The sequence below is a fragment of the Saccharothrix sabaoui genome (assembly GCF_051756985.1).
Classification (GTDB): Bacteria; Actinomycetota; Actinomycetes; order Mycobacteriales; family Pseudonocardiaceae; genus Actinosynnema.
The window spans coordinates 1-26,994 of sequence record NZ_JBPKJK010000073.1 but is presented as its reverse complement, the minus strand read 5'-3'; the positions used below and the strand labels follow the sequence as shown (position 1 = coordinate 26,994).

General features: G+C 70.6%; 21 protein-coding genes and 1 pseudogene. 17 read left to right on the top strand and 5 right to left on the bottom strand.

The genetic code is table 11. The features are described from left to right. The first annotated feature begins 295 nt into the window (after window positions 1-295). The 15 genes from ACR807_RS22640 (at window position 296) to ACR807_RS22570 (ending at window position 17,678) form a co-directional block, all read left to right on the top strand. Window positions 296-1,240, top strand: a complete 945-nt coding sequence (locus ACR807_RS22640) for a hypothetical protein (protein WP_438923383.1) — start codon at window positions 296-298, stop codon at window positions 1,238-1,240. Then, window positions 1,240-1,527: a hypothetical protein gene (locus tag ACR807_RS22635; RefSeq protein WP_438923382.1), complete on the top strand. Its 288-nt coding sequence runs from the start codon at window positions 1,240-1,242 to the stop codon at window positions 1,525-1,527. The genes ACR807_RS22640 and ACR807_RS22635 overlap by 1 nt, the downstream gene beginning before the upstream one ends. Then, window positions 1,524-1,946 carry a hypothetical protein gene (locus ACR807_RS22630; RefSeq protein WP_438923381.1) on the top strand — a complete coding sequence of 141 codons (423 nt, stop codon included), beginning with the start codon at window positions 1,524-1,526 and terminating at the stop codon, window positions 1,944-1,946. The genes ACR807_RS22635 and ACR807_RS22630 overlap by 4 nt, the downstream gene beginning before the upstream one ends. After that, the gene (locus tag ACR807_RS22625; protein WP_438923380.1) at window positions 1,943-4,588 is read left to right on the top strand and encodes an ATP-binding protein; all 2,646 of its coding nucleotides are present in this window, start codon (window positions 1,943-1,945) and stop codon (window positions 4,586-4,588) included. Before ACR807_RS22630 ends, ACR807_RS22625 begins: the two co-directional genes overlap by 4 nt. Further along, the gene (locus ACR807_RS22620; RefSeq protein ID WP_438923379.1) at window positions 4,585-5,049 is read left to right on the top strand and encodes a hypothetical protein; all 465 of its coding nucleotides are present in this window, start codon (window positions 4,585-4,587) and stop codon (window positions 5,047-5,049) included. Before ACR807_RS22625 ends, ACR807_RS22620 begins: the two co-directional genes overlap by 4 nt. Further along, the gene (locus ACR807_RS22615) at window positions 5,046-7,130 is read left to right on the top strand and encodes a hypothetical protein (RefSeq protein ID WP_438923378.1); all 2,085 of its coding nucleotides are present in this window, start codon (window positions 5,046-5,048) and stop codon (window positions 7,128-7,130) included. The genes ACR807_RS22620 and ACR807_RS22615 overlap by 4 nt, the downstream gene beginning before the upstream one ends. 23 nt (window positions 7,131-7,153) lie before the next feature. Further along, entirely contained in the window at window positions 7,154-8,194 is a 1,041-nt protein-coding gene (locus ACR807_RS22610; RefSeq protein WP_438923377.1) for a hypothetical protein, read from the top strand. A 5-nt stretch (window positions 8,195-8,199) separates the two neighbouring features. Next, on the top strand, window positions 8,200-9,339 hold the full coding sequence (locus ACR807_RS22605) for a C40 family peptidase (protein ID WP_438923376.1): 1,140 nt from the start codon (window positions 8,200-8,202) through the stop codon (window positions 9,337-9,339). Continuing rightward, window positions 9,333-11,327: a type IV secretory system conjugative DNA transfer family protein gene (locus tag ACR807_RS22600; RefSeq protein ID WP_438923375.1), complete on the top strand. Its 1,995-nt coding sequence runs from the start codon at window positions 9,333-9,335 to the stop codon at window positions 11,325-11,327. Before ACR807_RS22605 ends, ACR807_RS22600 begins: the two co-directional genes overlap by 7 nt. After that, window positions 11,324-11,911 carry a hypothetical protein gene (locus ACR807_RS22595; RefSeq protein WP_438923374.1) on the top strand — a complete coding sequence of 196 codons (588 nt, stop codon included), beginning with the start codon at window positions 11,324-11,326 and terminating at the stop codon, window positions 11,909-11,911. Before ACR807_RS22600 ends, ACR807_RS22595 begins: the two co-directional genes overlap by 4 nt. A 155-nt stretch (window positions 11,912-12,066) precedes the next feature. Continuing rightward, window positions 12,067-12,207: a hypothetical protein gene (locus tag ACR807_RS22590; protein WP_438923373.1), complete on the top strand. Its 141-nt coding sequence runs from the start codon at window positions 12,067-12,069 to the stop codon at window positions 12,205-12,207. Window positions 12,208-13,585: 1,378 nt separating this feature from the next. After that, window positions 13,586-14,242, top strand: coding sequence for an RES family NAD+ phosphorylase (locus ACR807_RS22585; protein WP_438923372.1), 657 nt, complete (start codon window positions 13,586-13,588; stop codon window positions 14,240-14,242). 132 nt (window positions 14,243-14,374) lie between these two features. Further along, window positions 14,375-14,665 carry a hypothetical protein gene (locus ACR807_RS22580; protein WP_438923371.1) on the top strand — a complete coding sequence of 97 codons (291 nt, stop codon included), beginning with the start codon at window positions 14,375-14,377 and terminating at the stop codon, window positions 14,663-14,665. Window positions 14,666-14,670: 5 nt separating this feature from the next. Continuing rightward, on the top strand, window positions 14,671-17,058 hold the full coding sequence (locus tag ACR807_RS22575; RefSeq protein WP_438923370.1) for a hypothetical protein: 2,388 nt from the start codon (window positions 14,671-14,673) through the stop codon (window positions 17,056-17,058). A gap of 71 nt (window positions 17,059-17,129) precedes the next feature. After that, window positions 17,130-17,678, top strand: coding sequence for a DUF6884 domain-containing protein (locus tag ACR807_RS22570; RefSeq protein WP_438923369.1), 549 nt, complete (start codon window positions 17,130-17,132; stop codon window positions 17,676-17,678). Between the two features lie 27 nt (window positions 17,679-17,705). Here ACR807_RS22570 and ACR807_RS22565 read toward each other — a convergent pair whose 3' ends face one another. Then, window positions 17,706-18,314 carry a GIY-YIG nuclease family protein gene (locus ACR807_RS22565; RefSeq protein ID WP_438923368.1) on the bottom strand — a complete coding sequence of 203 codons (609 nt, stop codon included), beginning with the start codon at window positions 18,312-18,314 and terminating at the stop codon, window positions 17,706-17,708. Window positions 18,315-18,559: 245 nt separating this feature from the next. Between ACR807_RS22565 and ACR807_RS22560 the strand changes: the two are divergent. Beyond that, a pseudogene (locus ACR807_RS22560) lies at window positions 18,560-18,918 on the top strand (phosphorothioated DNA-binding restriction endonuclease family protein); the annotation flags it as partial. 121 nt (window positions 18,919-19,039) lie between these two features. Here the strand turns inward: ACR807_RS22560 and ACR807_RS22555 are convergent. From ACR807_RS22555 to mobF, 4 genes are all read right to left on the bottom strand, one after another. After that, the gene (locus ACR807_RS22555) at window positions 19,040-19,789 is read right to left on the bottom strand and encodes a GNAT family N-acetyltransferase (protein ID WP_438923367.1); all 750 of its coding nucleotides are present in this window, start codon (window positions 19,787-19,789) and stop codon (window positions 19,040-19,042) included. Window positions 19,790-20,069: 280 nt separating this feature from the next. Beyond that, on the bottom strand, window positions 20,070-20,639 hold the full coding sequence (locus ACR807_RS22550) for a hypothetical protein (RefSeq protein ID WP_438923366.1): 570 nt from the start codon (window positions 20,637-20,639) through the stop codon (window positions 20,070-20,072). A gap of 65 nt (window positions 20,640-20,704) precedes the next feature. Further along, window positions 20,705-20,836 carry a hypothetical protein gene (locus tag ACR807_RS22545; protein ID WP_438923365.1) on the bottom strand — a complete coding sequence of 44 codons (132 nt, stop codon included), beginning with the start codon at window positions 20,834-20,836 and terminating at the stop codon, window positions 20,705-20,707. A gap of 48 nt (window positions 20,837-20,884) precedes the next feature. Next, a complete protein-coding gene (mobF, locus tag ACR807_RS22540) occupies window positions 20,885-25,936 on the bottom strand; it encodes a MobF family relaxase (protein ID WP_438923364.1) in 5,052 nt (1,683 codons plus the stop codon). 389 nt (window positions 25,937-26,325) lie between these two features. Between mobF and ACR807_RS22535 the strand changes: the two genes are divergently transcribed. Further along, window positions 26,326-26,895 (top strand): hypothetical protein, encoded by a 570-nt coding sequence (locus ACR807_RS22535; RefSeq protein ID WP_438923363.1) that lies wholly within the window; start codon window positions 26,326-26,328, stop codon window positions 26,893-26,895. Window positions 26,896-26,994: the final 99 nt, after the last annotated feature.

Below are 26,994 nucleotides of genomic sequence, written 5' to 3'. Positions count from 1 at the left end.
CGCCGTCCACGACGGACCAGGACACGCGGGCACCGGTCGGCCGGGGCCACCGCGCGGCCCCCGACCTCGACCGGCGACGTGGACGCCCGCAACCTCCGGACACCCGACAACCTCCGGTGCGCCACCCCACGGCGTACCGCTGTGGAAGCCACCCCACCCGGTGCCGCCACAGCAGGAACCGGTACCTCCCGGCGGTACCACGCCGCCGCGTCGGGCTTCCGCGCGACACTCCGCCTTCGACGTGGTCGACGGCGTCCGCGAACCGTCGTGGACGCGGATCCGTCGTCTGGTCGTGGTGGGTGCGATCACCGTGCTGACGGTGTTGGGCGCGGTCGACGTCACCGTCACCCTGCTGGGCTTCGTGCGACCGTCGACAGCGCCCCCCGCGCCCGGGATCACCGACGAGGTGCTCGACGGGGTCGCCGAGGGCGTGGCGGTGGACTACCTGTCCTGGGATGCCCGGGAGCGGGAGCGCCGCGAGCAGGTGCTGCGACGGTGGGCGTTGCCCGACCGCGAGGTCGACGGCTGGGACGGGCAGGGCCGCCAGTCCGCCGACAGCCCCGCCGTGCTGGGCCGCACTCGGCCGGGCGCCGACCAGGCCGTGCTGACCGTGCGGGTACGGATCGTGCCCTACGCCCCGGACGAGCAGGCGGAATCCCAGGACCCGTCATCGACGCAGCCACCCGCGGAGGACCCCGGCACCTCATCGCCCGCCGACGAACCCGGCGTTCCGGCCGCACAGCCCACACCGGCGGACATGCCGGGGTGGCGGGCGCTTCCCGCACGCTGGCTGGTCCTCGCGGTTCCCCTCGCACGGCACGACGGCCGTGTGCTGCTGACCGCGCCTCCCGCTCTGGTCGGCGACCCCGGCACCACACTGCCCGAACCCGTGCCCGCGGTCGAGGCGGTGAACGACGACCGGTTCACCCGCGACACCCGGCAGGCCGTGCAGAGCTTCTTCGAAGCGCTGGCCACCGGCGAGCTGGACTTCGTGCGCGCACCGCGAGCACGGATCCCCCCGCTGCAGAACGCGGCCGTGCTCGTGGAACTGCGGCAGTGGCGCGGCACGCAGCCGCACCCCGGCACACCACCGGAACAGCGCACCGGGGTGGCGAGCGTGGTGTGGCGGATCGCCGAGAACACCGGGCACCTGACCTGCACCTACCGCGTGGGCCTGCACCGCCAGGACGACCGCTGGCTGCTGGCCGGCATCGACATCGACACCGGGAAAGCACCGTGATGAACACCGCGACCACCATCATGACCGCGCTGGACCTGGCGCAGACCCAACCGTTGCAGCAGGTCAACCTCGACGGCATCAAGAACGCGATCTTCGCGCTGCTGGGCGTGCTGCTGATGATCGTGCTCGGCGTGCGCGCCTTCTGGTCCTACATGGAGGACAAACCCGGCAAGATGGTCGCCCAGATCGTCGCCGCGCTGGGGTGCGGGGTGTTCGTGTTCTTCCCGGACACCGCGGAGAACATCCTCAAGGGCGTCATCCAGTCCGTCATCGGCGGCACCGCATGAGACTGCCCACCGACACCGCTCACCTGAAACTCCAGACCCGCCAGTACGAGCTGTTCGGCCGCTCGCTGGGACGTGGCGTCGAACGGCGTGTCCTGCTGATCGCGGCCGCCAGTACCGGCCTGTGGTGGGCGGTGCTCCTGCTGCTGGGCATGCCGATCCTGCACCGCCTGTCCCCGCTGCTGTTCCTGGTGCCGCCGGTGGTGTTCGTGCTCTACGGCACCCGGCGCGACGACACCGGCCGGATGATGCTCGCCGCCTGGCGCGATCGGCTGCTGTTCCACGCGCCGGGACGACGACGGCCGATCGGCAATCCACTGCTGGAACTCGACAACCACCAGTCACAGCCTGTCCGGCTGCTGGTCACCACCCGCCTCGTCACCTCTGTCTCCCACTCCGATCGGGAAGGTGGTGCGTCGTGACGCGCAAGGGACAGCCATCGCGTCGGATCACCGATCCGCCCGCCGCGCCGTTGCTGATCCAGGACGGCGTCGAGGTCACCGACGACGCGGTGTGGACGTGGGCGCAGATCCCGGACGGTTGCACCGAGCTGATGGAAGACGGCGAGCTGGAGGCCGCGACCTGGGCCGCGGCCACCGCGATGCACACGCTGCTGCCGGTCGACGCCGAATACCACCTCAAGATCATGTGGGCGCGGTACTCGCCCGAGGACTACCGCGACAGCTGGACCTCGACGCCCGGTGTTCGCGCGCCGGGCGCGGACTACTACATCGAACTGGGCGCACACCGCATCGCGCGCAACAGCGAGGTCGGACACTTCCGCCGCCGGATCGTGCTGCTGGGCGTCCGCTGGCCCACCCGGGACACCGCCTCGCCGTGGGAACGCCGCCGCCGGGCCGTCGCCTCCCAGCTGCGTTCCCGCGCGGCGATGCTGCGCGACGCCCGCGACCGCGTCGACGAACTGGAGCCCACCGTGCGGCGCTGGTTCAGCCAGCTGCGCGAAAGTCCTCTGAGAGGCGTTCCGGCGTCGGCCGCGACGATCGCGTGGGCCTACGCCCGTGAGCTGCGCCGCACCGCCGACCTCACCCCGGTCGGTGACGACGAGCTGTCTGGTGCGCGGCTGGTGTCGCTCATGCACGGCGAGGTCCTTCCCAGCCCCGACGGCCGCTACGTCACCACCAGGGACGCGGCCACCGACACCACCCGGCACGTGGCGGTGCTCGTGCCCGCCGTCAACGGCTTTCCCGCCGACGAGCTGGAGATCCCCGGCGGGGAGTGGTTGGCGCTGCTGACCGAGCTGACGGACGTGGAAGCGTCGGTGCGCGGGGTCAACCACGGCCGCACCGGATCGCTGGCGCTGCTGCGCACCGGCCGCAAGTGGACCAGGTCGCAGTCCCTGGAGGCCGGTGAGGCGGGTACCGCCCCGCCGGAGGAGGTCGACGAAGCCGAACTCGCCCTCGCCGAACGTGACCGGGAGGTGCGCCGGCGCGTCGACGTGCTGGCGACCTCGCACCCGCGGTGGGTGGTGCACGCCGCGACCGTGGAGGAGCTGACCGACCGCGTCGAGGCGCTGCGCCGCCGCTACACCGGCATCGTCGCCCTCGAACTCGCCCCCAACATCCAGGACCTGCTGTGGAGGGAACTGCTACCGGGCGACCGGGTGCGCGTGCCGGAGTTCGGGCAGGTGCAGCCGATGCGCACCCTGGCCGGATCGTGGTTCCACGGCGGCTCCACGGTCGGCGACACCAGCGGCCCCTACATCGGCGGCAACCTCGGTGCCACGCCCGGACCGGTGCGGCTGCACCTGGTCTCCCGCACCGCCGAGGACCGGCGGATGCCCACCACCATGTCGTTCACCGGCCGTTCCGGGTCGGGCAAGTCGACCGCGGTGATGCTCACGGTGCTCGCCGCGCTGGCCGAGGGCGCCTGGTGCCTGCTGGCCGACCCCAAGGGCGACCTGGCCGGGATCGTGGAGGTCGCCGACCGCGTCCTCGGTGTTCCGGTGCAGGTCATCGACGTCACCGACCCACTGGCGGCCGGGTCGATGGACCCGATGCGGTGGGCACCGACCGCCGACGAGGCCCGCACCCTGACCCTCGACGCCCTGCTCGGCGTCTTGAGCGGCGACGACCGGCGCGGCAACGAGGCGGTGCTGGAAGCGGCGATCGACCGGGTCCTGGCCCGGCCCCGCGAAAGATGGTCGGCCACCGCCGTGATCGGCGAACTCGTCGCCGCCCCCGGCGACACCCCGACCGCACAGGCGGCGCGGACACTGGGGGAGACGCTCTCGGTGCGCTCCCGGCAATCCGACGTGCGCGCCGTGCTGGGCACCCCCGCCGCCAGCGCCGCACCCGTCCTCTCGGGCCGAGGGCTGGTCTACCTGCGACTGGACGGCCTGGGGCTGCCGCAGCCGGGAAGCCTGCCGGAGCAGTGGACGGTGCCGCAGCGCTGCGCGATGACCACCTTCCGAACCTCCACCGCCTACGCACTGATGCAGTCACGCCACGTCCGAGAGCTGATCAAGCTGGTCGCGTTGACCGAGCTGCACCGCATCACCGCCTATCCGGAAGGCCGCTCGCTGGTGCAGTGGCTGGCCCGCACCGGCCGCGCCCTCAAGACCTACCTGCTGCTGGACTCCCAGTCCGCGGTCGAGATGGCCGCCATCGAGGGCCTGGTCGAGCAGTTGGTCATGTCGGCCGCGTTCGAGGCGGTGGGGCGGGAGGAACAGCAGGCGCAGGCGATGCTGCTGCACCGGCCCGACGCGGGCCCGCGTTTGCGCCAAGCGCAGGGCATGGTGGGGCCGGGCGAGTGCGTGATGCGCGACCGCCACAACCGGCTCGGCCTGGTGGCCTTCGACCGGCTCACCGAATGGATCGCCGACACCCTGTCCACCGACGCCGCCGAGGACTCCGCCGACCTCTACGCCTACGACACCGACACCGATCCTGCGGGCACCGATCCTGCGGACACCGGCCCCCGCGACAACCGCGAAGGCGACACAGCACCCGACGACACAGCACCCGACGACACAGCACCCGACGAGGCCGTTACCCGGCACGGTGTCGAGAACCGGTCGGCCGACGAGCAGGAGCGTGCGCGGTGATCGCCGTCGCGTCTTCCAGCACGTCGATCGCACGGTGCCGCGCCGGCCGGTTCACGACGGCGGTGTCCCTGGCCGCGCTGGCGGGCCTGACCACGATCGCGGTGACGTGGCCCGAAACGCCACCCTCGGCCCGCGCGGTGCCGCTGAACGTCGCCGATCCGGAGTCGGTGGCGTTGGCCTTCGCGCAGCGTCACCAGGCGCACGACCCGGACGCCTGCCTGCTCGCGACGCCGCGGTGGCGTGCCCGGCTCGGCCGTCACGCACGCTGCCTGCCCACCGAGGGCCGGCCACGACCGGAGGTCCGGGTGCTCAGTGCGAGCAGGACCGCCGAGTCCGCGATGGCGGTGATCGCGGTCCGGGCGCACGACCAGGTACTCCGGCAGATCACGGTCAGCCTCGTGCGGGTCGAGGACCGGTGGCTGGTCGACTCGATGGCACCTACGCCCGTGGAGGCGCGATGAGCAGCCACGTCATACCCGCTCGCCTCTCCAACTTCATGCGCGGCACGGGCCGGTACGCGCTGCTGCTGGTGGTGCTGGTGCGCGAGCGCGCCCCGCGGCCGCTGCGGTGGCTGTGGAACCGGCCCGAGCGCATGCTGACCCTGGCCTGGCTGGTGGGGCTGCTCATCGCCGGGCATACGCCCACCGCGGTGGCCGACGACGTGATCACCGGCCCGGACCTGGCCGGCAGTGGCCCGAAGACGCTGTTCGAGACCTACTCGTTCTCCGACTACGGCATCACCGTCAAGCCCGACGATTCGGCGTCGGGCTGGCTGGATGTCGCGCTGCCGGTGTACCAGATCATGGGCGTGATCACGCTGCTGCTGATGTGGCTCGTGCTCGGCGTGCTGGAAGGCGCGCTGACCCTGCTGGAGTGGCTGCTCAACCTCACCGTCTACGCCGAGTCCAGCGACAGGATCGACCAGGCGGTGAACTCGGTCGCCCACCACGTGTTCTGGCCGCTGATCACGGCCACCGTCGCGATCGGCGCGGTCATGACCTACGCCCGCTGGCGCGGCGAAGGCCGCGGCTTCGCCACCGACCTGGGCTGGGTCATCGCCACCGCCGCCACCGCGATGCTGTTCGCCTCCGGCCCGTCCACCGTGATGACCACCGTCGACGGGGTGCGGCAGCAGATCGCCGACGGCGTCATCGCCAGCTCCACCCGGTTCGTGGCCGACACGAACAACCCCACCGGATTCCCGGCTCCGCCCATCGGCGACGGCAGCCCGCACGCGGGCACGCGTCGGCTCGTCGACAGCATGTGGTCCCACTTCGGCGCCACACCCTGGTGCCTGGCGCACTTCAACTCCCTCGACGTGTGCGGCAAGGCAGGTCACCACGCGTTGGCCAACGACGACACGTGGAAGCGGTGGATGGAGATCCTCGACGAGCAGGGCACCGTGGAGGAGTTCGGCCCCCACGGCGACTACATCCGCGGCCAGGACCCGGCCCGGCTGGGCATCGTGCTGCTGCTCGCCCTGCTGGTGCTGCCCCTGGCGCTGCTGCTGATCCGCCTGGTCATCGCCGGGCTCAACGCCTCCGTCGGGCTGCTGCTCGCCCTGGTCGCCGGGCTGGTGTTCCTCACGCTGTGGCCGATACCCGGCTGGCCACGCGCGACCGGCACCCGCTACCTCGTCCACACCCTCGGCCGCAGCCTCCAAGCCCTGACCATCACCACGACGGTCTCCGGGGTGACCGTCACCTCCACGATCATCGTCAGCCTCGTCGGCCGGCACGGGTTCTTCATCGTCACCATGCTCACCATCGCCCTGATGACCTCGGCGGTGCAGATGCAGTCCTGGGTCGACTCCCTCACCGGCGGCGAAGGCGCCCGCACGATGGGCGTCGGCTCCGCGCTGATCACCCGATCGGTGGCACGCACGGCGGTCAAGACGTTCGGCGGCGTCGCCCGCGTCGCGGCCGGCGCGGCACGCGTGGCCGGTGGAGCGGCGATCGGCGGAGTCGGCCTGGCCGCCGCCGCGACCCGCGCGGCCGGTAACCGGCTCACGTCACAGGCGGGCACGGCGGCGGACATCGACCGCGGACCGGTCGAGGCGACCGCCAGCCGCGTCACGCCGCCCACCACAGTGCAGCCCTACGCGCAGGGCCCGGGAAGACGACGAACACGCCCGCACGGCACCGGTCCCGACACCGCGATCACCTCCGGTCCCGGCCTGGTGGTGCGGCCGAAGCCGGGCCCGCGCCCCGACCCGGACGCGCGACCGGGCGCGACGTTCGACGCCGAACGGGCCACCGCGGTCGGCCCCCGCCGCTGGGTCGCACCACCCGGCGGAACCGGCACCGAACAGGCCACCGGCGACACGCGCCGGGTCTGGGTCGTCCCACCCGGCGGACGCGGACTCGCGCCACCGGACAAGACCCCGCCACCGCCCGCCCGCAGTCGTCGTGGTGTCCACCAGATCAGCACCGGACGCCCGCGACCGCCCCGGCAGGTGAAGCAGGACGGTCCGGACGCGGCCCGGCCACCACGACCACGTCGAGCGCCCGGACGCCGACCCGACGACACCGACCCCGGCTGACCAGCGAAAGGAGACTCGCACCGATGGCACATCCCGACCCGGCACGCCACGACTCCGAGCCGCGCGCAACCACGCCGCCCCTCCCCGCCGATCGGCTCGACGACGAGGCCGATCGCCCGGCGCAGGTGGCACGACAGGTGCGCCGCGCGCTGTGGGGGAGTGACCTGCTCGGTCCCCGACCCGGCTGGTGGCCGTGGGGCGCGGGTGCCCGCGCCCGAGCACAGCGGCGGCGCGAGCTGCGCGACCTCGGCGCGCGACGGCGCGGCGAGCTGCACCGCCGGTTCAACCACGACCACGGCGGTGACGCCGTGCGCGCGCCGTGGCGGCCCGTGCCGACCCGCCGGAACATCGCGGCCCTCGCCGCAGTGGCCGCCGTGATCGCCACGGTGGTGGCCATAGCCTGGTCGAGGGGCGATGAGCCAGGCGCACCCCGCGAGCGTCCAGGTGAGCAGCGTGGCGAAGCGGCACCCACCGAGGTCGCGTCCACCACCTCGACGGCACCGACGAACACCGCCTCCGGCACGTCGTCGTCCACCTGGTCGTTGCCGGAGCAACCGCCCATCCCGCCCTCGGGCGTCGCACCCGCAGAAGCCCGGCCCCGGACCGCGACAGACCCCGCGACGATCGCCGTGATCACCGCCCCACCGGGCCCACCAGCACGCCACGAACTGGCCGATCCGCAGGACACGGCAGGGGCCTGGCTGTCCTGGTGGTGCCCGTTCAGCACCAGCGAAGATCAGTTCGGCGACGCCGAACGGCGAGCACAACCGGCGATGACCGACGCCGCCTGGTCACTGTTCGACCCCGCCGGTGACGAACAGGCCGCGCGCAGCTGGGAGCAGGCCACCGCCGCCGGAGAAACCGGCAGGTGCTCCGCGCCCGTCGCCCAGGTCGTGCCCAGCGCACCCCGCACCCCGCAGCGGGTCGTGGTGCGGGTCGCCGCCGACCGGGTGGTCACCACCGCCGCAGGGGCCCGCTACGTCGAGCCGGTGTCCTCGACCCGGATCGTGCTGCGCCAGGCCGACGGCACGTGGCGGGTCGACCTGGCCGCGGTCGGTGGTTGAGGGCCATGGTCAAGGGCCTTCTCGGCGGCGCAGCCGCCCTGGTCAGCCTGCTGATACTGGTCGCGCTGCTCAGCGCCGGCGCGCAGGACGCATCGGCGACCCCGCCCCGCGGTGGCTGCACCGTCACCACCCCACCCGCCGGTCAGGCGAGCGGGCAGACAACCGCTCCGAGCGAGCAGGTGGAAGCCACGCTGACCGCCGATCAGATGGCCGTCGCGCGCACCATCGTCGCCGTCGGCAAAGGACTCGGGGTGACACGGCGCGGCACCGCGATCGCCCTGGCCACGGCCATGCAGGAGTCGACGCTGGACCCGAACGCGGTCAGCGGACGCAGCCTCGGGCTGTTCCAGCAGCAGGGCTCGCTGTACGCAGGCGTCAACCGAACCGATCCGGCCGACACCGCCAGGGCGTTCTACGAGCAACTCCTCGCGCGGGTTCCGAACTACGACGACCCGGCGGTGACACCGGCCGACGCGGCACAGACCGTGCAGGCATCCGGCGCCGGAGCCTCCTGGTACGCCCGCTGGGAACAGTGGGCTCTCGCGCTGGCCACCCAGCTCTACAACGGCACCCCCGCCCAAGACGGCAACGACGGAGCCGAGGGCATCGTGTGCGCACCGGGCGGCGGGTCCGGGCCGATCAGCGTGATGGTCAGCGGCACCACGATCACCCTGCCTCCCGAGGCCGGGATCCTCGGCACGCTCACCATGCCCCACGAACAAGCCACCACGGTGGTGGCCGCGGCGTTGAGCTACCTGGGCACCCGCTACTCCTGGGGCGGCGGCAACACCGGCGGCCCCACCATCGGCATCCGCGACGGCGGCGTCGCCGACGCCCACGGCGACTACGCCACGGTGGGCTTCGACTGCTCCGGCCTCATGGTCTACGCCTTCGCCCAAGTCGGCATCACCCTGCCCCGGGTCTCGCAGGACCAGCAACGGTTCGGCCGCCCACTGCCCTGGGAGCAGGCCCAACCCGGAGACCTGCTGTTCTGGGGACGCCCGGCCACCCACGTGGCGCTCTACCTCGGCGCGCTCCAGGGCGTGCACTACATGGTCGAGGCACCCCAGAGCGGCGACGTCGTCAAGATCAGCCTCGTGCGCACCCGCGCGGGATTCGACTCGACCGTGGTGCGTGCATGGTGATCCTTCGACGACACAGCACCACGCTGGAGCAGCGCCGCCGCCGCACCGCAGGCCTGCTGCTCGCCCTGGCCGGCGCGCTGCTGACCGTGTGGCTGGCAGCGGGTCTGCTCGCCGTGCTCGACGGACAGGGCTGGCACCCGCCCAGCCTCCAACTGCACTCACCAGTCCACGGTGACAGGGACGATGGGCTGCTGGGATTGCCGACCTACCGCCCCCCGTCCTCGACCGTCACCGTTCCCGAGCCGAACCCGGCTTCATCTTCTGAGGAAGACGGGGCATGGTGGCCGGTGACCGTCCACTGGCCGGTGCACCCGCTGTGGCCGGCGGCTGCCGCTGTACCGCTGTGGGCGGCATGGCTGGCGTTCGTGGTCGCGCCCGTGGCCGGGTACCGCCGCGAAGGGTTGGCCAGCACCCGCGAGGTCCGGCGCACGCTCGGCCGTCGCCAGGCGCGCGGCAAGGGGCGGGTGACCTGGCCACGAAGCCGATGGTGGACCCGACTGGCCATGCCCACCGCCGCGTTCGGCTACCGACTGGGCCGCCCCCTGCGGCCGTGGGCGCCGTGGGTGCCGCTGTGGGCGCACTTCGAGCACAACGTCCGCATCCTCGGCCGCACCGGCTGGGGCAAGACCCTGCGCCTGCTCATCCCCATCATCCGCGACCTGCCCGGCCCGGCGATGGTGCTGAGCATCGAACCCGCCGTGTTCACCCACACCGTGCTCGCCCGCCGCCACCGGCCCACCCGCCCCCTACGGGCACCACTGCGATGGTCGCCCCGCCACCGCCGAACCCGCGAGTACCCGGTCGCCGCGGTGGACTTCTCCGACCCGGCCAACCGGTTCACCGCCGGATTCCCCCAGGTCCGCTGGAACCCCGTCCACGGGTGCGCCGACTTCGCCGTGGCCACCCGCCGCGCCCACGCCCTGGTCGCCGGCTCCGACACCGCGGGCACCCAGCGGCGCGGCAGCGACGACGACACCTTCTTCCGCAACTCCGCCGCCGAGGTCCTGGCCGCGTGGCTGTACGCGGCGGCGCTGGGCGGCTACGGCCTCGACGAAATCACCCAGTGGCTCTCCGACACCCAACACACCACCCCACGCCGCGTGCTCGCCGAACACCCGCACACCGACCGCACCGCCCTGCTCGCGCTCACCACCCACCTGAGCACCCGCGCCGACCGCACCACCTCCGGCGTCGAGCGCTACCTCGCCCTCACCATCAACGCACTGATCAGCCGCGAAGGACGCGCCTTCTGCGACATCAACCCGGATGAATCGTTCGACATGGCCGGGTTCGTCCGCGACGGCGGCACCGTCTACGTGCTGGCCGACCCCGACCGCGTCCACCGGGTACGCCCGCTGCTATCGCTGTTCACCGCCGAGATGTTCATCGCCGCCCGCACCGCCGCACTCGCCCACCCAGGTGGCAGGCTGCCCGTGCCGTTCGTCGCCGTGCTCGACGAACTACGGCACAGCGTCGTGGTGCCCAACCTGCCCTACGTCGGCAACACCATGCGCAAACACGGCATCCACTACCTCTACTCGGTGCAGAGCAGCAGCCAGGAAGACGAGCTCTACGGCCCCCAAGCCGACGCCCTGCGCGCCTCGGCCAGCGTCACCGTCGTCGGCGGACTGGACATGACCGTCGCCCCGGAACTGACCACCCGAGCCGGCAACGCGGCGCTCGTCGAACGAGCCCGTGAACGGGGCAGCGATCAGGTCAGCCGGGTGGACAGCCTGCCGGTGTCGGAACAACAACGCTTGGCCGACGGTCGCGCGGTGATCGCCCCACGCGGGGCAGGGCTGTTCGTGGCCTCCGCACCCACGATCTACCAACGCCGCGCGCTGCGTTACCGCATCCGTCGCGAGGTCGCCGCAGTCGATGCAATCGTCCAGGAGGCAAACAGTCGCGAACACAGCCGCCGCCGCGGAGCTGCGGCCGCTGCCGCCGTGCGAGCCACCTTCACCCCTCCCGGAGGCGTCCAACCGTGAACGACCAGTCGATCGATGCCACCTCAGCGGCCACCGAACCGTCCGCCGAGCACGACGTGGCGATGCTGCTGGCGCTCCTGGAAGCCGAACCCACTGCTATTCGACGCACACCGTGGACGTGGGCCGCGCTGTCGAAGAAGGAGACCGCAGCGCTGCGACGGACCGTGCAGCGGTGGGTGGCCAACTACAACGCTGTCCACGCCGTGTCCAGCCGCGAACTCATCCCCGACTGCTGGGAACTGCACCCCGGCCTCGCACACGACCTCGCGGTCATGGTGTGGGTCTACTACGACAGTCACCACGACCTTCGAAGCACACCGCTGATGGCCGGCGACTATCACCTGCGCTACCTGCCCGGCTTTCGATCGCGGCTGAACCATCTGCTGGGCAGCGACCCTGCCAGCTGCCGCGCGGGCGCGCACCCCGCCTCTTGGCGCACCACCCCTGGCGAGACCCGTCACCCAGTCGATCCCCATCAGCTTGTGGAAGCCGACGAGAGAAACACGGCGTTGCACTTCTCATTCGGCTTCACCGCCGACCACGGATTGATCAATGCGGAGTTGCCTTCACCAGGCATCCAGTGAGCTGCTGGCCGCTGACCGGACCGCCGAGCACAGGGCAGTACTCAACACGCCCAGGCGGCTGGCATGCCAGCCGTCCGCTAGGTCAGGGTCAAACGAGTGGCTCTGGCCCGTAGTCGCGCCCGTGACTGCACCGGGCCAGGAGGACCGTGCTGGACATGACGAGGGAGTCGCTGTCCTACACGTCGGTCGACGGACCGGATCGGATCGTCGTCGCGCTGTCGACCGCGACTGCTCCCGTCGAGGTACGCGTGCCCTGCGCGTGCGCCGTCCTGCACGGCTGCGCGACGGTGGAGTAGGCGGCAAACCCAGGAGCGCGGGCAAGTCTCGAAGCGAAGGGACGGGCCGTTCTCTCCGCCTGACACCGACCGGCGAACTCTCGCCGATGCGCTCGAATTCCGGCGGTAGCCGAGTCGCCGCGACGACGGCAGGTCGCCGTTGAGGCGGAGCGGCCGGTTGCCCACGTGATCACTCGGCGGACGTGGCGGGCCGGGAAGTAGCCGGGACGGGGAACGGCTGGTGTCGGCGATGGCGCGAACAGACGCGAGCGAGCCGGGTACAGCGCATCCGACGGGCTACAACCGGTAATCACCCGATCAGCCTGGCCCTGCCTGCGTACGAGCCGGGATATCAACCGTCGGGTTCTGTCACTGATTGCGTGATCAACTTGTTGGGCTGGTCGACGCTGCGTGCCGTGCGCCTGCGATCATGGTCGGGGGGTGATCGCGACTGGTTGGCAGCCCTGCTGCCGCACCTCGCCAGCGTGGTGGTCGAACGGGTCGAGCGGACCTCCGCAGGCGTGCAGGTTTGGGCGTGCACGACACTGAGGGCTGCCGCTTGCCGTCCTGTGGTGTGCGGTCGAGTCGGGTGCACAGCCGCTATGACCGGAAACGGGTGCGCCGGTTCTTCTTGGCGAGAGCGCGGTCGGGACAAGAGCTCGGAATGGCCTATGAGGGTGCTCATGTTCCGCTGGCTCGCCGACGGGCGCGGCATGCATCTGGAACCAGCAGCACCTACTCCATGCGCTACGCCACTGCGAGCACTTCTACAACACCCACCGGCCCCGTCAATGTCCGACCTTTGCAGCCACTGCCACAACTGGCCACCGATCAAGCAACCATCACCCACCTCAACATCTGCCGACGGCGCGACTGGGAGGCATTCTCAACGAGTACTACCACGCCGCCTGAACTGCACGGACGACATTTTCGGCAAGCACAGGGGTGTCAGAATTCCGCCAGGTACCGCGACCTTGACACTCGACCGGCGGTGAAGATCAAACTGAACATGTTCGAGAGGTTCGGCTGAGTGTCTTAAACACGTTCAGAATTGACGGTGATTCCCCTGTCTTCGATCGGCGGAGTCCCACGTCACAGACATGGACTGAGTTTTCGGCATGTACACGTGACGCCGTCGTAGTCGATTCGCACCAGCCACGGCGGACGCTCCCAGAAGCTAGTGCATGAGGCGATCACGCCAGATCGAGTGCAGTCGAACCAGAACGATCCCCGTGCGCGGCCACGACCCAGTCCATCAGCTGCGGTGTTGGCCTCGACGGCCCGCCAGAGCGCCGTGCTGTCCCTGCCGTTGGCCGACCGCCACGCCGTGTTCGCACGGCATGGCGGCGTGATGGTCCAGTAGACTCCTCCGGAAGCTTCGAAGGGGGTGGAAGCCAGTATGCCGCGCCTGCCCATGCCACCGTCTCCGGCCGTATTGCAAGCAGGTCTGCGCCGCACCGAGGACATCGTGGCGGTGCACCGGGCGACCCGGCTGGTACGAGTCTTCCACGTCAAGGGCATGCACCCCCAGCGCTGGAATTCGTTCCGCTATACCGGTCCGCTGCCGCATGCGGCTTTTGACCCGCAGCCGCTGGGTGAGGGAGGCGCGCCGACGACGTCGTCCGAGCACGGGGTCCTCTACTTCTCGCTCTCGGTTCGCACGTCGATCGCCGAGGTTTTCCAGTCCGTGCCGGTGGTGGACCGCAGGACCCGCAGCCCCTTCCTGGTGGTGGTGCGGCCTCGCCGGACCTTGCGTCTGCTCGACCTGGCCGGTTTGTGGCCGACCAGGGTCGGGGCGTCGCAGGAGATCTCCTCGGGACCATCGAGCCACACGCACGCGTGGGCGCGGGCGATCCGCACGGCCTACCCCGAACTCGACGGCCTCTGGTACCGGTCGTCGATGGACTCGGGTGCGCCGTTGATCTGCCTGTGGGACCCGCCGGCGGCATCTGCTCTCCCATCCTTTCCGGATGTGCTGCTGCCCTTGGAGCACCCAGGCCTGGACCTGCCGCTGGAGCGGGTCTGCGAGGAACTCAACTACACGCTGCTCAGCTGACGCGCGAAAGGGAGTCACGTCGTGGACCAACCGTCACCACGCCGGGTACGACTGATCCGCTCGCCCGTAGCGCGGCTACTGATCCCAATCGGCTCGGCGGTGCTGCAGGCCGCTGTTTCGATCGTGGTCAACGTGCTGACCGACGACTGGTACTGGTTGTGGTGGACCCTGCTGTCGGTGCTGGTGGTGGCCAACGTCGTGTTGTTGACGTGGACCACGCCCGCCGTGCCTCGGCCGACGGTGTCCGCGTCGGGCGCCGGTTCCGTCGTGGCTGGCGGTTCGATCCGCGGCACGACCACCACGCGGGTACGCGGGCCCAACACGGCCGCGCCCCTCGGGGTCTCGGACGTGGAGGCTCGCGGCAGCGGGTCGGTGGCGGCGGGCGGCGACATCGACGGCGACACGTCCACCGACGTGGGGTAGGCGTGATGAGCAGGCGTTCGGTGTCGTCGAGCGGTGCTGGCTCGATCAGCGCTGGCCGCGACATCACTGGCGACGTCACCACCTATGTCGGCGGGCCGCCGGGCACGCCGCTGCGACTGGCCGTGCAACCCGTGGAGAAGGTATTCGACCTGGTCAGGGTAGATGACTTCACCGGCAGGCGGTGGCTGGTCGACCAGTACGACGAATTCGCCGGGAACCACCGCAGCGGCTACTTCCTCATCGAGGCCGACGCAGGCCTGGGTAAGACCAGCTTCGCGGCCTGGTTAGTCGCCCGGCGCGGCTATCCTGGGCACTTCACCCGTCTACCGGGAGGACGGGATCGCCGCGCGGCGCTACGCAACCTCGGCACCCGGTTGATCGTGGACCTCGATCTGTTCCCGGACATCGAGCAGCGGTTCATGGTGCCCGACCTCGACCGCACCCTCGTGCCGGAGTGGGTGGACGACCCGGCGAGCTTCGCCGCGTTGCTGGACCTCGCGGCCGATAAAGCGATGTCGCGCGAGCACACGATCACGCTGGTCGTGGACGGTCTGGACGAGGAGCAGCCGCACACCACGCCGGTGCCGCTCGGCCTGCCCGCCCACCTGCCGACCGGCGTGCACGTCGTCGCCACCTGTCGCACCGGCACGACGCTGGAACTGGACCAAACCGTCTGCCGGGTCGCGCCGATCACCGCCGAGGACCCGCGCAACCTGGCCGACATGCGCGAATACCTAGCCATCGCGTCCGTACGGCCGGGCCTTGCCCAGCGACTGTACGAGCACGGAATGCAGTCCGAGGACTTCGTCGAGCGGATCACCGCGCAGTGCGGTGGCGTGTGGATCTACCTGTCCTCCCTGCTGCCCGACATCGCCGCTGGCGAGCTGGACCTCGGCGACCTGCGCCGACTACCCCCGCGCTTGTCTCAGTACTTCGCGGCCAACCTCGCCCGCCGAACCCGGGACCCGCATTGGACGTCGCAGGACCTGCCGGTGCTCGGCACGCTCGCCGCCGCGTTCGAGGCTGTGGGCTTGCCTATGCTCAGCGAGGTGACCGGCGTGAGCCGGGAGTCGGTGGGAGAGGTGTGCTGGCGGCGGTACCGGGCCTTCCTCCGCGTCACGCGCACGGGCGGGATGCGGCGGTTCGCCGTCTACCACCGCAGCCTCAACGAGTTCATGTCCGGTGAGGTGCCGGACGACCCGGCGCTGTCGGTGGCGACCCTCGACCTCATGGACGAGTTGTCCGAGCACGTCTCCGGGGCGCACCGGCGCATCGCGGACTTCTACCTAGCCCGACTGGATGTGGACCCGGCCGCATGGGCGAGCCTGCACAGCGGTTACGGAACCCGCCACCTCATCAGGCACCTGCGGATGGCGGGCCGACACCAGGACATCCGGCGAGTGCTGTACCCGGTCGAGAGCCGATGGGAGCTTTGGCGCGCTGTCGACGCCGACGCTTACACGCAGGACGTCGTGTCCGAGATCGAGGCCGCCCGACGACGGACCGACCAGGACACCGAACTGCGCCGCGACTCGGAGTCGCTGCGGTTCGAGGTGGCGGCGGCGTTGTTCCTCGCCGGGCAGGCGGTCGAGCCGGGCACCGGGTTCGTGGACCTGCTGGAGCCATTGCTGAAGTTCGGGGTGTGGCGCACAGGCACCGCGATACGTCACGTGCTGGCCATCGAGAATCCGACGCTGCTGGCCAGAAGCCTGCTGGCCGTAGTTCCCCTCGCCGCGCCCGAGGAGCGGCCCACCTTACTGACCCACGCGCACCGGGCCGCCGAGTCTATCCGCAACCCGGTCGACCAGGTTTTCGTGCAGGCCGAGTTGCTCGCTTACTCCCCTTCGGACGTCTTCCGTCTGGCCGAGCAGGCACGTGAACTGCCCGACCCCGTCGAAGCGGCGACGGCCCTGCTGGCGTTGCTACCCCACGGCGGCCATTCCCTCTATACCGAGGCCCTGTCCCTGCTCCGCCAGGGCGAGGACCCGCTTCTCCGAGCTGCGGCACTGGTGGAGGCGGCGCGCTTCGCCTCGCCGGAGGACGTGGAGACCCTCGCCCGCGAGGCACTGTCACTGGCGGCTTCGAGCTCCTTGACCGACATCTTGGTCGCCTGGGAGGTGCCTGACGTGGACCACCACGCGATGTTCGCGGCAGACCTGTTGGCTCTGGCCCCGAGTCGCCTGCGCGAGTCCCTCTGGCACACCCTGTACACCTTGGATGTGCCGGAAACCTATGAAGGCGTACGCCGCCTCACCCTCCTCGCCACCAACGCGCCAACCTCTGCTACCAGCCGCCACTTGGAACACCGGGCCCTCGCGCTGGCCCGAACCCTCCCCGATCGTCTGGTCACTGCCCATGCGCTGATGACGGTCTATGAAGCCCTTCCGGCATGAGACACACCGCGCACACTTCCTCCTGGCCAGCACGATGGTCACTCTGCGACCGTGTGGAAGGGGATCAGCCCGTGACCTCGGACATGGATGAGGTGGTGAGCGTGGACGTGAGCAGCATGCTGTTCGTGGTCCCGTGCGGAGGGGCGAAGCTTGCCCGGCCGAGCCCCGCGCGGAGCCTCTACACAGGGAGGATGTTCCGGTTGTGCCTCGACGTGGTCGAGGAGGAGGCCGAGCTGGCCCGCGACGCGGGCCACAGTGTGGCGGTGCGGATCCTGTCGGCGCGACACGGCCTGCTCGACCTGGATACGCTCGTCGAACCCTACGACCGGACGATGACCGACCGGGACGCGGTGTCGGCGGCGGTCGTGGCCGACCAGCTGACGCCGTCGGCCGAGGCAGGTGGCATCGACGTCCACGCCTTCCTCTTCCGCCCCTACCTCGCCAAGCTACGGGCCGCCCATGAGTTGCTCGAACGACGCGGCCACCGCATCCACGTCCACGACCACTACCTGGGCACCCGCGGCATCGGCTACCAACGGCAGGTCCTGTCCACACTTCGCTCGACCCGCGGCACCCACGACCCTCACGCGCCCTGGCGCCACCCGGTTCCGCACCGATAGCCGCTCCCGGCTCCTGCCGGGGACCGGTCAGGAGGTGACGGGTAGCGCGCGTGCACGCTTCTTGTGCTCGGTGCGCAGCGCGCGCAGCGACAGGTAGTAGGAGCTGTGGGCGTTGTCGGCGATGTTGAGCGGAAGGACCTCGCGCTTGATGAGCTCGTGCTCCAGCTTCCACGGCTCGTCGTCGAGGACGAACGCCACGCGGGCGTGGGCGCCCATCCACGTACTGAGCTTGTCCTCCCCCGCCTTCGTGAAGGTCAGTCGCGTGCCGCTGCCCACCCGGCGCAGCTCGATCCCCAACGATTCGGCCAGGTGGCACCCCAGGGTCAACCGCAGGGTGGAGCCGTAGGCGTTGCCGCCGAAGTGGTAGCCCACCCGCTGGCGCAGGTGCTGCCTGCTCGGCCGCGCACCGTTCACCGGCGGCGCCTTCGGCGCGATCCCGACGTACAGCAGTGTCCCGAACCCGCCGACCCGGCAGCCCTCGGTCGGCACGCCCGGCGGCACCTCGTCGAAGTACCACGCATAGACACCCGACCGCGCGGGAACCACCGACCCTTTCGACGTCGCCTCCCCGCGCGCGTACACCCGCCCCGGATTCAGCAGCCCTTCCGCCAACTCGCGGTAGACCTCCTCGTCCACAGCACTCCCTCCCCTTGGTGGCCGAACTCCGGCGTCCCCGAACGGCACGACGCCCGACGGTCTACCACACGGACACGACACCACCACCCATGATCGACTCTCGTATCGCCCACGACGCGACACCCTCACCGTGCGGAGGTCACCAGCGCACACTCGCCACTCCGCGGAAACCCGGCGCGATGTCCACAGATTTCATGAGCTTTCCTCATGTAAATACCGGTGCGGTAGCGCCGCACAAGTCGGTCATGATCCACCTCGTGGTCGACGAGTCGATGTCCCCTGACGAGGTGCCGGCCCGCCTGTCCTCGCTGCGTCAGCACCGACGGGGCGGGAAGCGGTCACCGCACAAACCGCTGCTGGTACTGCTCGCGCTGGGGCGGTTGACGACCACCGGCACGAGCAGCCTGTCCTGGAGTGCGGACACCGGGACGCCGGCAGCCCTGATCCGGGACTTCGGTCCGCCCTCGACAACCCAACCCGCACAGGCCGCCACCTACCCGTTCACCCGACTGCGCTCGGACGGCGTCTGGACCCTCGACCACGACGTGCCATGGACCGCGTGCAACCACTCACCACCGAGAACGTCCTCGGCCGGCTCGACCCGCTCCACCACCACGCCGGCGAGGTGCGGCAGCAGAACGCCCAACCAGTCACGACCACACTCCGAGCATGATCACAGACTCGCCGAAGCTGCCAGTGGACACCTGAAGTTGTTGATCACGCAATCAGTGGCAGAACCAACCGCCGGGTGTGAAGTGATAAGGGGTCAACGTGCGCACGGCGGTGAAGCCCAGTCGGACTGCGGTCGGCCGACTGGTGGGCAGGGTCTCGCTGTACAGGTAGCGGTGGCCGCGGTCGACGGCGAGACGGGCGTGGCGTCCCAGCAGCGTGCGGTGGAGCCCTCGGCCGCGCCAGGACGGCAGGGTTGCGGCTCCCCAGGTGGAGGCGAAGTCGGTACCGGTGTGGAACCGGACCCAGCCGGTGGCGACCGCTCGACCGTCCGCGCTCTCGGCCACCAGGACGGTGCACGGGTCGACCTCGTCGACGACCCAGTGCTCCAGGGCCGAGGGCAGCCAGTGCCACGGGGCGTCGCGGGCAGCCTCGGCCAACTGCCGCACGCGGTCGAAGTCCTCGCGCTCGGTCACTTCGCGCATCCTGACGCCCGCGGGCAGCGCAACGGTGGCCGCGGCCGCCACATCCGCGGCCCGACCGATCATCAGCGTCACCTCCTCGCCGACCCGGAACCCGGCCGCGCGCAGCCGGATGGGCAGATCGTCGGGTAGGCCGTCGTGGTGGTTCCACTTGATGGGCAGTCCCAGTCGGGTGGCCCAGGTGCACTGGTCGGCGATGAGCGCGTCGAGGTCCGAGCCGTGCAATCCTCGGAGATCGGCACGCACGATGACCCCTCTCACGCCCGGCAGGTGCTTGCGCAGCACCGGCCCCACGCGCTCACCGATCACCGCGGGGTGTCCCATGCTGTTCCCGCGGCCGGAGAACCCCCGAGCCCGCATCTGCCTACGACGCAGTGCCGCCAACAGAGCTGCATCGTCCTCCATGACGGGCATGGAACCACCGCTGATCCCGATCGTCCGTCGCCGGACGGTGTTTCACTCGGAAGACGAACCAATCGGGTCCGATCCACGCAGACCTGTTGCTCGGTGCGCGATCACGGTGCAACGCCGATCAGTGCGAGCGCACCGCTCCTGCGCGCTGGCCGTCACGCTCAACCGAGATCGTTCGCGGCCACTTGCGGGGTCACACGCCAGGCGGCTTGGGGAACTTGACGAAGATTTTCGTTACCTTTTCGGGATTAACGGAAGTTCGATCATTTCCGGATTCGAAATAGTTTCCGGCTTCGGTTCCATAGACATGGACACCGGTCTGACCGACGTAACCCTGGCCCACGGTGTAGCGAATATCGCCGTTGCTGTCGGCATAGGCCATGACGCTTTGGCTCCATACTCCGTCGCGATTGACGACGACCGCGCCGTCGAAGTAGTCGTCCTTGGCGTCCCGCGGGGTGGAGTCCTCGACTGCGTTGCTGGGCGGCAAGGGGGCCGGCACGGCCACGTACGCGCCCTGTGGAGTGTCCTCCGGGCTCAGTGTGCCGACCCCGAACTCACCCTTACCGCTGGCTGGGTCGAACTTGATGATGCAGACCGCGATCTGCAAGGTCGAGGCGATCTCCCGGTCCGCGGCGACGAACAGGGGCACTTGGTCTTCGTCGTCGGCCGGTGCGGCGGTGACGGTGGACGGGCCGACGGCGGTCGCGGTCATCACGGCGGCGAGCGTCATTATCAGAAGGTGGCGGCGCATCACGATCACTTCCTTTGTAGAGCAGGTGACGTGTCTCGTTGGATACCCACGTCCGGACACGGGGACCATCCCGCTCAGCGATACGCCCACTCGGGTGACCTTCCGCCCTCCTTCGCAGACGGTCCGTCGTTGCGCACCTTCGCCGAGACGTGCTCGAAATCGATCTGGATGACGCCGACCTGTGTGAGCGCGATGTCCCGGAGCACGACTCGTCCTCCGCGTGCCGCGTCGAGGTTGAGCTATCCGGTGGTCCGCTACTGATCGCCCGGCTGGGGTTCGATCCCGCCGCCAGGGGGAGGAGGTTCGAGGTCGTCGAGGTGGGGCTGATGCTCGACGGCCGGCTGCGGTGCTCGGCCGACGTGATCACCGGCGGGAACCAGTTCGGTGTCACGCTCCTGTCGTTCGCGTTCGCGGACTTTCTCGGGCTGATCGGCTCGCAGGTCGACCTCGGTGCGCAGGCCGTCGATGCGCCGGCGAAGGTTGTGGTGTTCGGCGGTGAGGCGTTCGACGCGGTCCTGGGCGGCGCCGAGGGTGTCGAGGTCGCGTCGGTGGGCTCTGGGGCGTGCGTACTCGTGGTCCTTCTCGGCGGCGTTGGCACGCACGAGGGTGCGGTGGCGCTGTTCAGGCGGTCCGGTGCGCTCGTGAAGCTGGGCCGCCCGGTCGGCGAGGTCACGGGCCTGCGCGTGCGCCTGTTCCTCCAGCTCGGTGTGCCGTCGGACCTGCTCGGACAGCTCGGTGCGGCGAGCACGGGCCAGCGGGCCGAGAGCATCGAGGGCGTGCTGGGCCTGTGCGCGGCCGGCGGCGGCGTTCTCTGCCTGCTTCAAGACCGCGTGCCAGCGCGTTTCCAACTCGTCGGCTTGATGCACCAGGTCGGCCTGCTCGCGGAGCCGGTGCAGGTGCTCGTCGAGCGCCCGCACGGCCGGACCGGTTTGGGCGTCGACCTGGATCCGCAGTTCGTCGGCCTGTCGGCGCGCTTCGCCGAGGGCACGGTCGAGGGCGGCGAGGCGCTGTTGCCCGGCCGCGAGCAGGCGGTGGAGGTGCTCGTCGTCGTGGCGGCCGTGTTCGCGTTCCGCCCAGTGCCACGCATCTCGCGCTTCGGGCTGCCGGACGTCGAGGCGGTGGCCGGCGCTTTCCGGGGCGGTCTTCGCGGGCTCGACCTGCTGTTGTGCGGCGCGCTGGAAGGCGGCGGCTGCCAATGCCGAGGGGTTGTTGACCCGCCGGCCGCTGACCTGCACCGGTGAGACCCGGCGGAGCGCGGCGTCCACGTCGACGCCGGCTTCGGCGGCCTGCTCGATGCGCTGGGCGAGCGCGCCGAACGCAGGCCCGCCGGCGACGAGGTCGACGACCTCGGGATGATCGGGCCACGCCTGATGTAGGTGTTCGAGGGCGATGCGTCGGCGGTGGCGCTCCGCGGCTGCCCGGTCGCTGCCCCGCTGCGCTTTGCCCGCCTCCCACTGGTGGGCCCCGGCGGTGCGTTTGATGAAGTAGGCGGTGAGGCGGGCCGGGTCCTCGACGTTGTCGTGGCCGACCTTGGCCAGCGGGACGCGTGCCAGCAGGGTGCGGGCGTCCAGTCCACCGACCGCTTGACGGTCGAGTTGGCGCACGACGGCGTCGAACGTGGAGCTGGTGATGACCGCTTCGGCCAGTTCGGGACGTGCGGTCCAGGTCTCGCGCATCAGGTCGGCGACCTGGTCGCGCAGCAGTTGCCATTGGTGTCGGTGTTCGGCCTGCTCACGCTTGGCGTCGACGCGGCCGTCGGCGAGGCGTTCGGCGGCGTCGCGTACAGCCCACGCGGTGAACGCCGCAGGGTCGGCGACCGCGTCGGAGGCGACGGTGCGCAGCGGCACCTGGCCCAGCACCTCACGCACATCCAGCACTGATTCCTCGGCCTCGGCCAGGCGTCGGGCCACGGTGGTGAACGCGGCTGCGGCGATGATCCTCTCCACCAGGTCTGGTTCGTGGCGCCACACCTCGCGCAGCAGGGCCGCCGCTCGGTCTCGCGATTGCTGGTCCCGTTCGGCGCGTGCCTGCTTGGCTTCGTCGCTGTGCTCGGCGCGCTCCTGGCGGCGGCGGACGGCTTCGCGTGCCGCTGCTTCGGCGTCGTGGGCGTGCTGCTCGCGGGTTTGGGCGTCGGTGAGGTCGCGGAACTCGGCGAGCCCGAGTTGGACGACGACGGGGAAGTCGTCGGGTGAGGTCTCGGTGGCGCGGGCGCGGTGGGCGAGTTTCTCCACGGCGCGTTCCATCCGCTCGGCGCGGGTGTGCGGCTCGGGTCGGTCGGTGGCTTCGAGTTCGGTGTCGAGTGCGTCGAGTGGGGCGAAGAGGTGCACGGCGCTGCGGTGGCGGCTGGTGGCGACGTGGGCTGCGGGGTTGTCGGCTCCGGCGGCGTGGAACAGCACCGTGCCGCCGGACCATTTGCCGTCGGGGCCGCGCCACTGGTCACCGACGGTGAGGCCCTCGGATTTGTGCACGGTCATGGCGTAGCCGAGGGACACTCCGCCGCGGGCGATGTACTCGGGGGTGAGCCGGCCGAGGCGAGTGGTGCGGCCGTCCGCGATGTCTTCTTGCCATTCGACGGTGAGGGTGCCGTCGTCGGCGATGTGGGTGACGACGGCGCGGTAGCCGTTGAGGATGTCGGTGTCGGCCAGCGTGCGGCGCTGCACGGCGTTGATGCGCATCAGTACGTGGTCACCGATGTGGAAGCGGATCTCGCCACCGTGTCGCAGCGCGTAGGTGCGTCCGGGTCCGAGTTCGTCGCCGGCCAGGCGCAGGGCTTGGGCGCCTTGGTTGAGCCGGTCGACCATGTCGCGGGTGGCGCTGAGCATGACCAGGCCGCGGATCTCGGTGTGCGGGTCGGGTGCTCCGGTGCGCATCCGCGCCCAGGCGGCGAGCATGGCGGCGGTGGCCTCCGAGGTGGTGTCGGTGGCGACCAGCCGGTTGTTGAGCATCCAGATCGCGAGGGATTCGCTGTAGCGGCCCTCGCGCCACATCGCGATGGCTTCGCGTTCGTCCTCGTCGCGCTGTCGCCGGTTGTCGACCAGTTCGGGGCCGTCGACGAGGCGGTGGACGTGGCCGAACAGCGAGCCCGCGCCGACGCCGCGCAGTTGGAGCTTGTCGCCGACCTCGACGATCCGGGTGCCGGTGTGGGCGGCCCGTTGGTAGAGCCGGGCCCGGTCGCGGTCGTCGGTGAGGTTGGCTTCGTCGACCACGAGCACGTCGACGCCGACGAGCACCGTGCTGTCCGGGGCCTCGACGCTGCTCAGCAGCGAGGTCAGGGTCTTGGAGGGGATGCCGGACTCGGCTTGGAGGTTGCGGGCGGCGACCGCGGCGCTGGCCGCGCCCCGCACCACGTACCCGGCTGCCTCCAGGATCGTGCGCAGGGCGCGCAGCAGGGTGGTCTTGCCGGTGCCGGGAGCACCGTTGACGGTGTCGATCATGCGGCCGTCGGTGGCCAGACGTGTCACAGCGGCGCGCTGCTCGTCGGAGAGCGGATAACCCTGGGCGGCCTCGACAGTGTCGAGGGCCATCTGGAGCAGGTCCGGGTCGGTGACGCGGACCGGTGACTGGTCAGGGTGGCTGGCCCGTGCGGCGCGCAGGATGATCGTCTCGGCGTCGACGACGTCGGTGGTGGTGAACTGCTGCGCGTTGACCATGTGCTGCGCGGCCAGGGACCGCTTCGCGCCCACCCCGTGCACCAGTTCCGCGCCTTGGGGTAGCCGGACGAAGCCGAGGTGGGCCAGGACGCGGTCGGTCATGGCCTCGATCGCCTCGGGCGACTCGTAGCCGCCGGGCATGGCGTCGGCGACGTGGCGCAGCGCGTCGGCGCGGGTGAAGCGGCGGCTGTGCGAGGTCAGCCCGACGGCCGGGTCGAGCAGCTGCCGGGCGATGGTCTCGGCGGTGACGACCGGCTCGGGTTCGGGTGGCTGACCGTCTTCGGGCAGGTGTCCGCCTGCGAGGACACGCCGCAACTGCTCGGCCGGGTCGCGTCCGGCGGCGAGTTCCTGTCCTTGCCAGATGTCCTGGAGGGTGGAGTCGGGCCTGTCCGCGTAGTTGCCGTGGGCGCGTCCCGGGGCGTGTTTGGGGCGGCGGGTCAGCCGGGCCGCGAGGTCCTGTTGGACGCGGGTCGCGGTGTCGGGATCATGTCCAAGCTGGGTGAGCAGGGAGCGGATGTCGGCGTTGCGTTTGCTGAACTGGCGCAGCGTGTCGTCGGCAATGCCGGCGATTTCCCACCGTCCGGTGCGTTCGCTGCGGCGGTAGCGCACCCCGAACCGGGTGGTCATCTGGTGCCGGATCAGCGCATGCACCATGTGCTGCACCACCGGGGCGTGCCGTACCAGGTCGCGGCCTCCGGCGGCGATGGTGCTCCACTTGCCGTCCTCCACTCCGCGGGTCATGTTGGCCAGGGTGAGGTGGACGTGCCAGTGCGGATCGCCCACGGGCATGCCCTCGACCGGGCGGGCGGTGCGTTCGATCATCGCCCAGCCGAGGAAACCGGAGCCGGGGACGGTGGCCGCTGTCTTGCCTTGGCCGTGTTTGCCGCGCATGCCGTAGGCGGTGCGCTTCTCCAACCAGTCGAAGGTGCGCAGCACCTGCTGGAGGTACATCGGTTCCGCCTGCGCGGCCAACTCCGGGGTGGCGAGAGCCAGGAAGACCGAGTCGCCCTTGGGGATGTCCACGGTGAGGTCGTAGGCGGCGTTGCCCGTGACGACCCGCCGCGGAACCCGCTTGGCGCGCGGCTTGCCGGTACGGCCGGTGGTCTGCACGACGGTGAACAGGTTCGCTGTCGCCTTGGCGAAAGCGCCAGGCTGCCACACCTCGTCCGGGGCCAGGCCCAGGGCGTCGAGGATGAGACCGGCATGGTCGGCGCGCAGACGTGCGGTTTCTCCGTCGGCCCGCCACACCCGCTCTGCGGTGGCGAACATGTCGCGCAGCTTCCGATCCGCGAGCACTTCCGAGACCGGCACCCCGGCTTGGGCGGCGATGCCGTGTACGGCGCGCACCAGCGGCGAGATCGGTAGCTTCGCGTCCTCCGGTACGGCCTTCTTCGGCTCCACCAGCACCTCGCCGGTGTGCGGATGATGGCCGGTGGCCAGGGCCCGTGCCTGAGGGAACTGGTCGCGGGTCAGCGGACTCAGCGGGGTGATACCGACCTCGCGCAGCCCCTGCCCGATCCACAGCAGCCCTTGCGGCCCGCCTTGGGGGTGTGTTGAGAGTCGTCGTTCGCGGTCGGAGCCGCTGCACGAGCCATGCTCGCCGAGTCGGTAGTCGATCTCCACCGGGTTGAACCCGATGGGCTTGACGTAGGCCACTCGATCACCTCCCCACGCGCCGCTCGGCGACCAGGAGTACGTCCTGTCGCCGTTCTGCTCTTGGCGTGGGGGCCGAGATCACCACACCGGGCATATCAGCTCGACGTGGTGATCTCGTCGATACCATAGTACAAACTCGTCGATCTTGCTGCGGATTGTTCGCAATGGGCGGTGTGATACCGACCTTTCGTCGGATGAAAAGGTATCCGACGGGCAAACGCAGTCGCACGCCCCAGGGTGCGTCACAGCAGGTCTGTGCCGCTGTGACGCGTGTTCTTTGTGCTGGAGTCGGGCCGAAGCGGCGTTTACTGTGGTGGTGCTCCCAGGGGGATGTGCGTGGAGCGGAGGTCGGGATTGTGGCTTTGTCGGCGAGGGATATCGCGCGGCAGGTGGCGGAGGAGGACAAGCGGCGGGCGCGGTTGCGCACGACGGCGATCCGGGATGTCGCGCGGGCCGTTGAGGCTGCCGAGGATGTGGAGCGCGGTAGTGACGAGCGGATCGCGGTGTTGCGGAGGCGGCATCGTGAGCGGGTCGCCGTGCTGCGTGAGCAGCTCGGGCGGGATGTCGGTGCGGAGCGGGCGAAGAAGCAGGCGGCCCGGGTGGGGTTGGCGCAGACGGTGATGGCGGCGCTGGAGGTGTTCGGCGAGGTCGAGTTGGCGCGCTACACCGGGATGTCGGATCAGATGGTGGCGTCGCTGGTGCGTGTGGCGCGTTCGGCGTCGGCCGGGGATGAGTCGGTTGAACCGGGGGAGGGCGTCGGCGACGCGGGCCGTGTCGGTGGGGATGTCACCGGTGTGGGTGTCGAGGGTGAACCGGACGTGCCGAGTGGCGTGGTGTCGCCGGACGGTGATGGTGGCGGTGGTGTTCGCGCGGTGGGTGGGGGGCAGCGCTGGGGTGCGGGCGGTGTGGGGGTTGGCGGGGGTGAGTATCCGCCGCAGGCGGGTTCGATGTCGCCGTGAGGCGGTCGGGGGTGGGTGGGTGAGGCCAGCTCTGTGGCGGGGTGGCCGGTTCGGTGGTCGCCCTCGCCGACGAACACCACGTCCACGTCGCTGACGTAG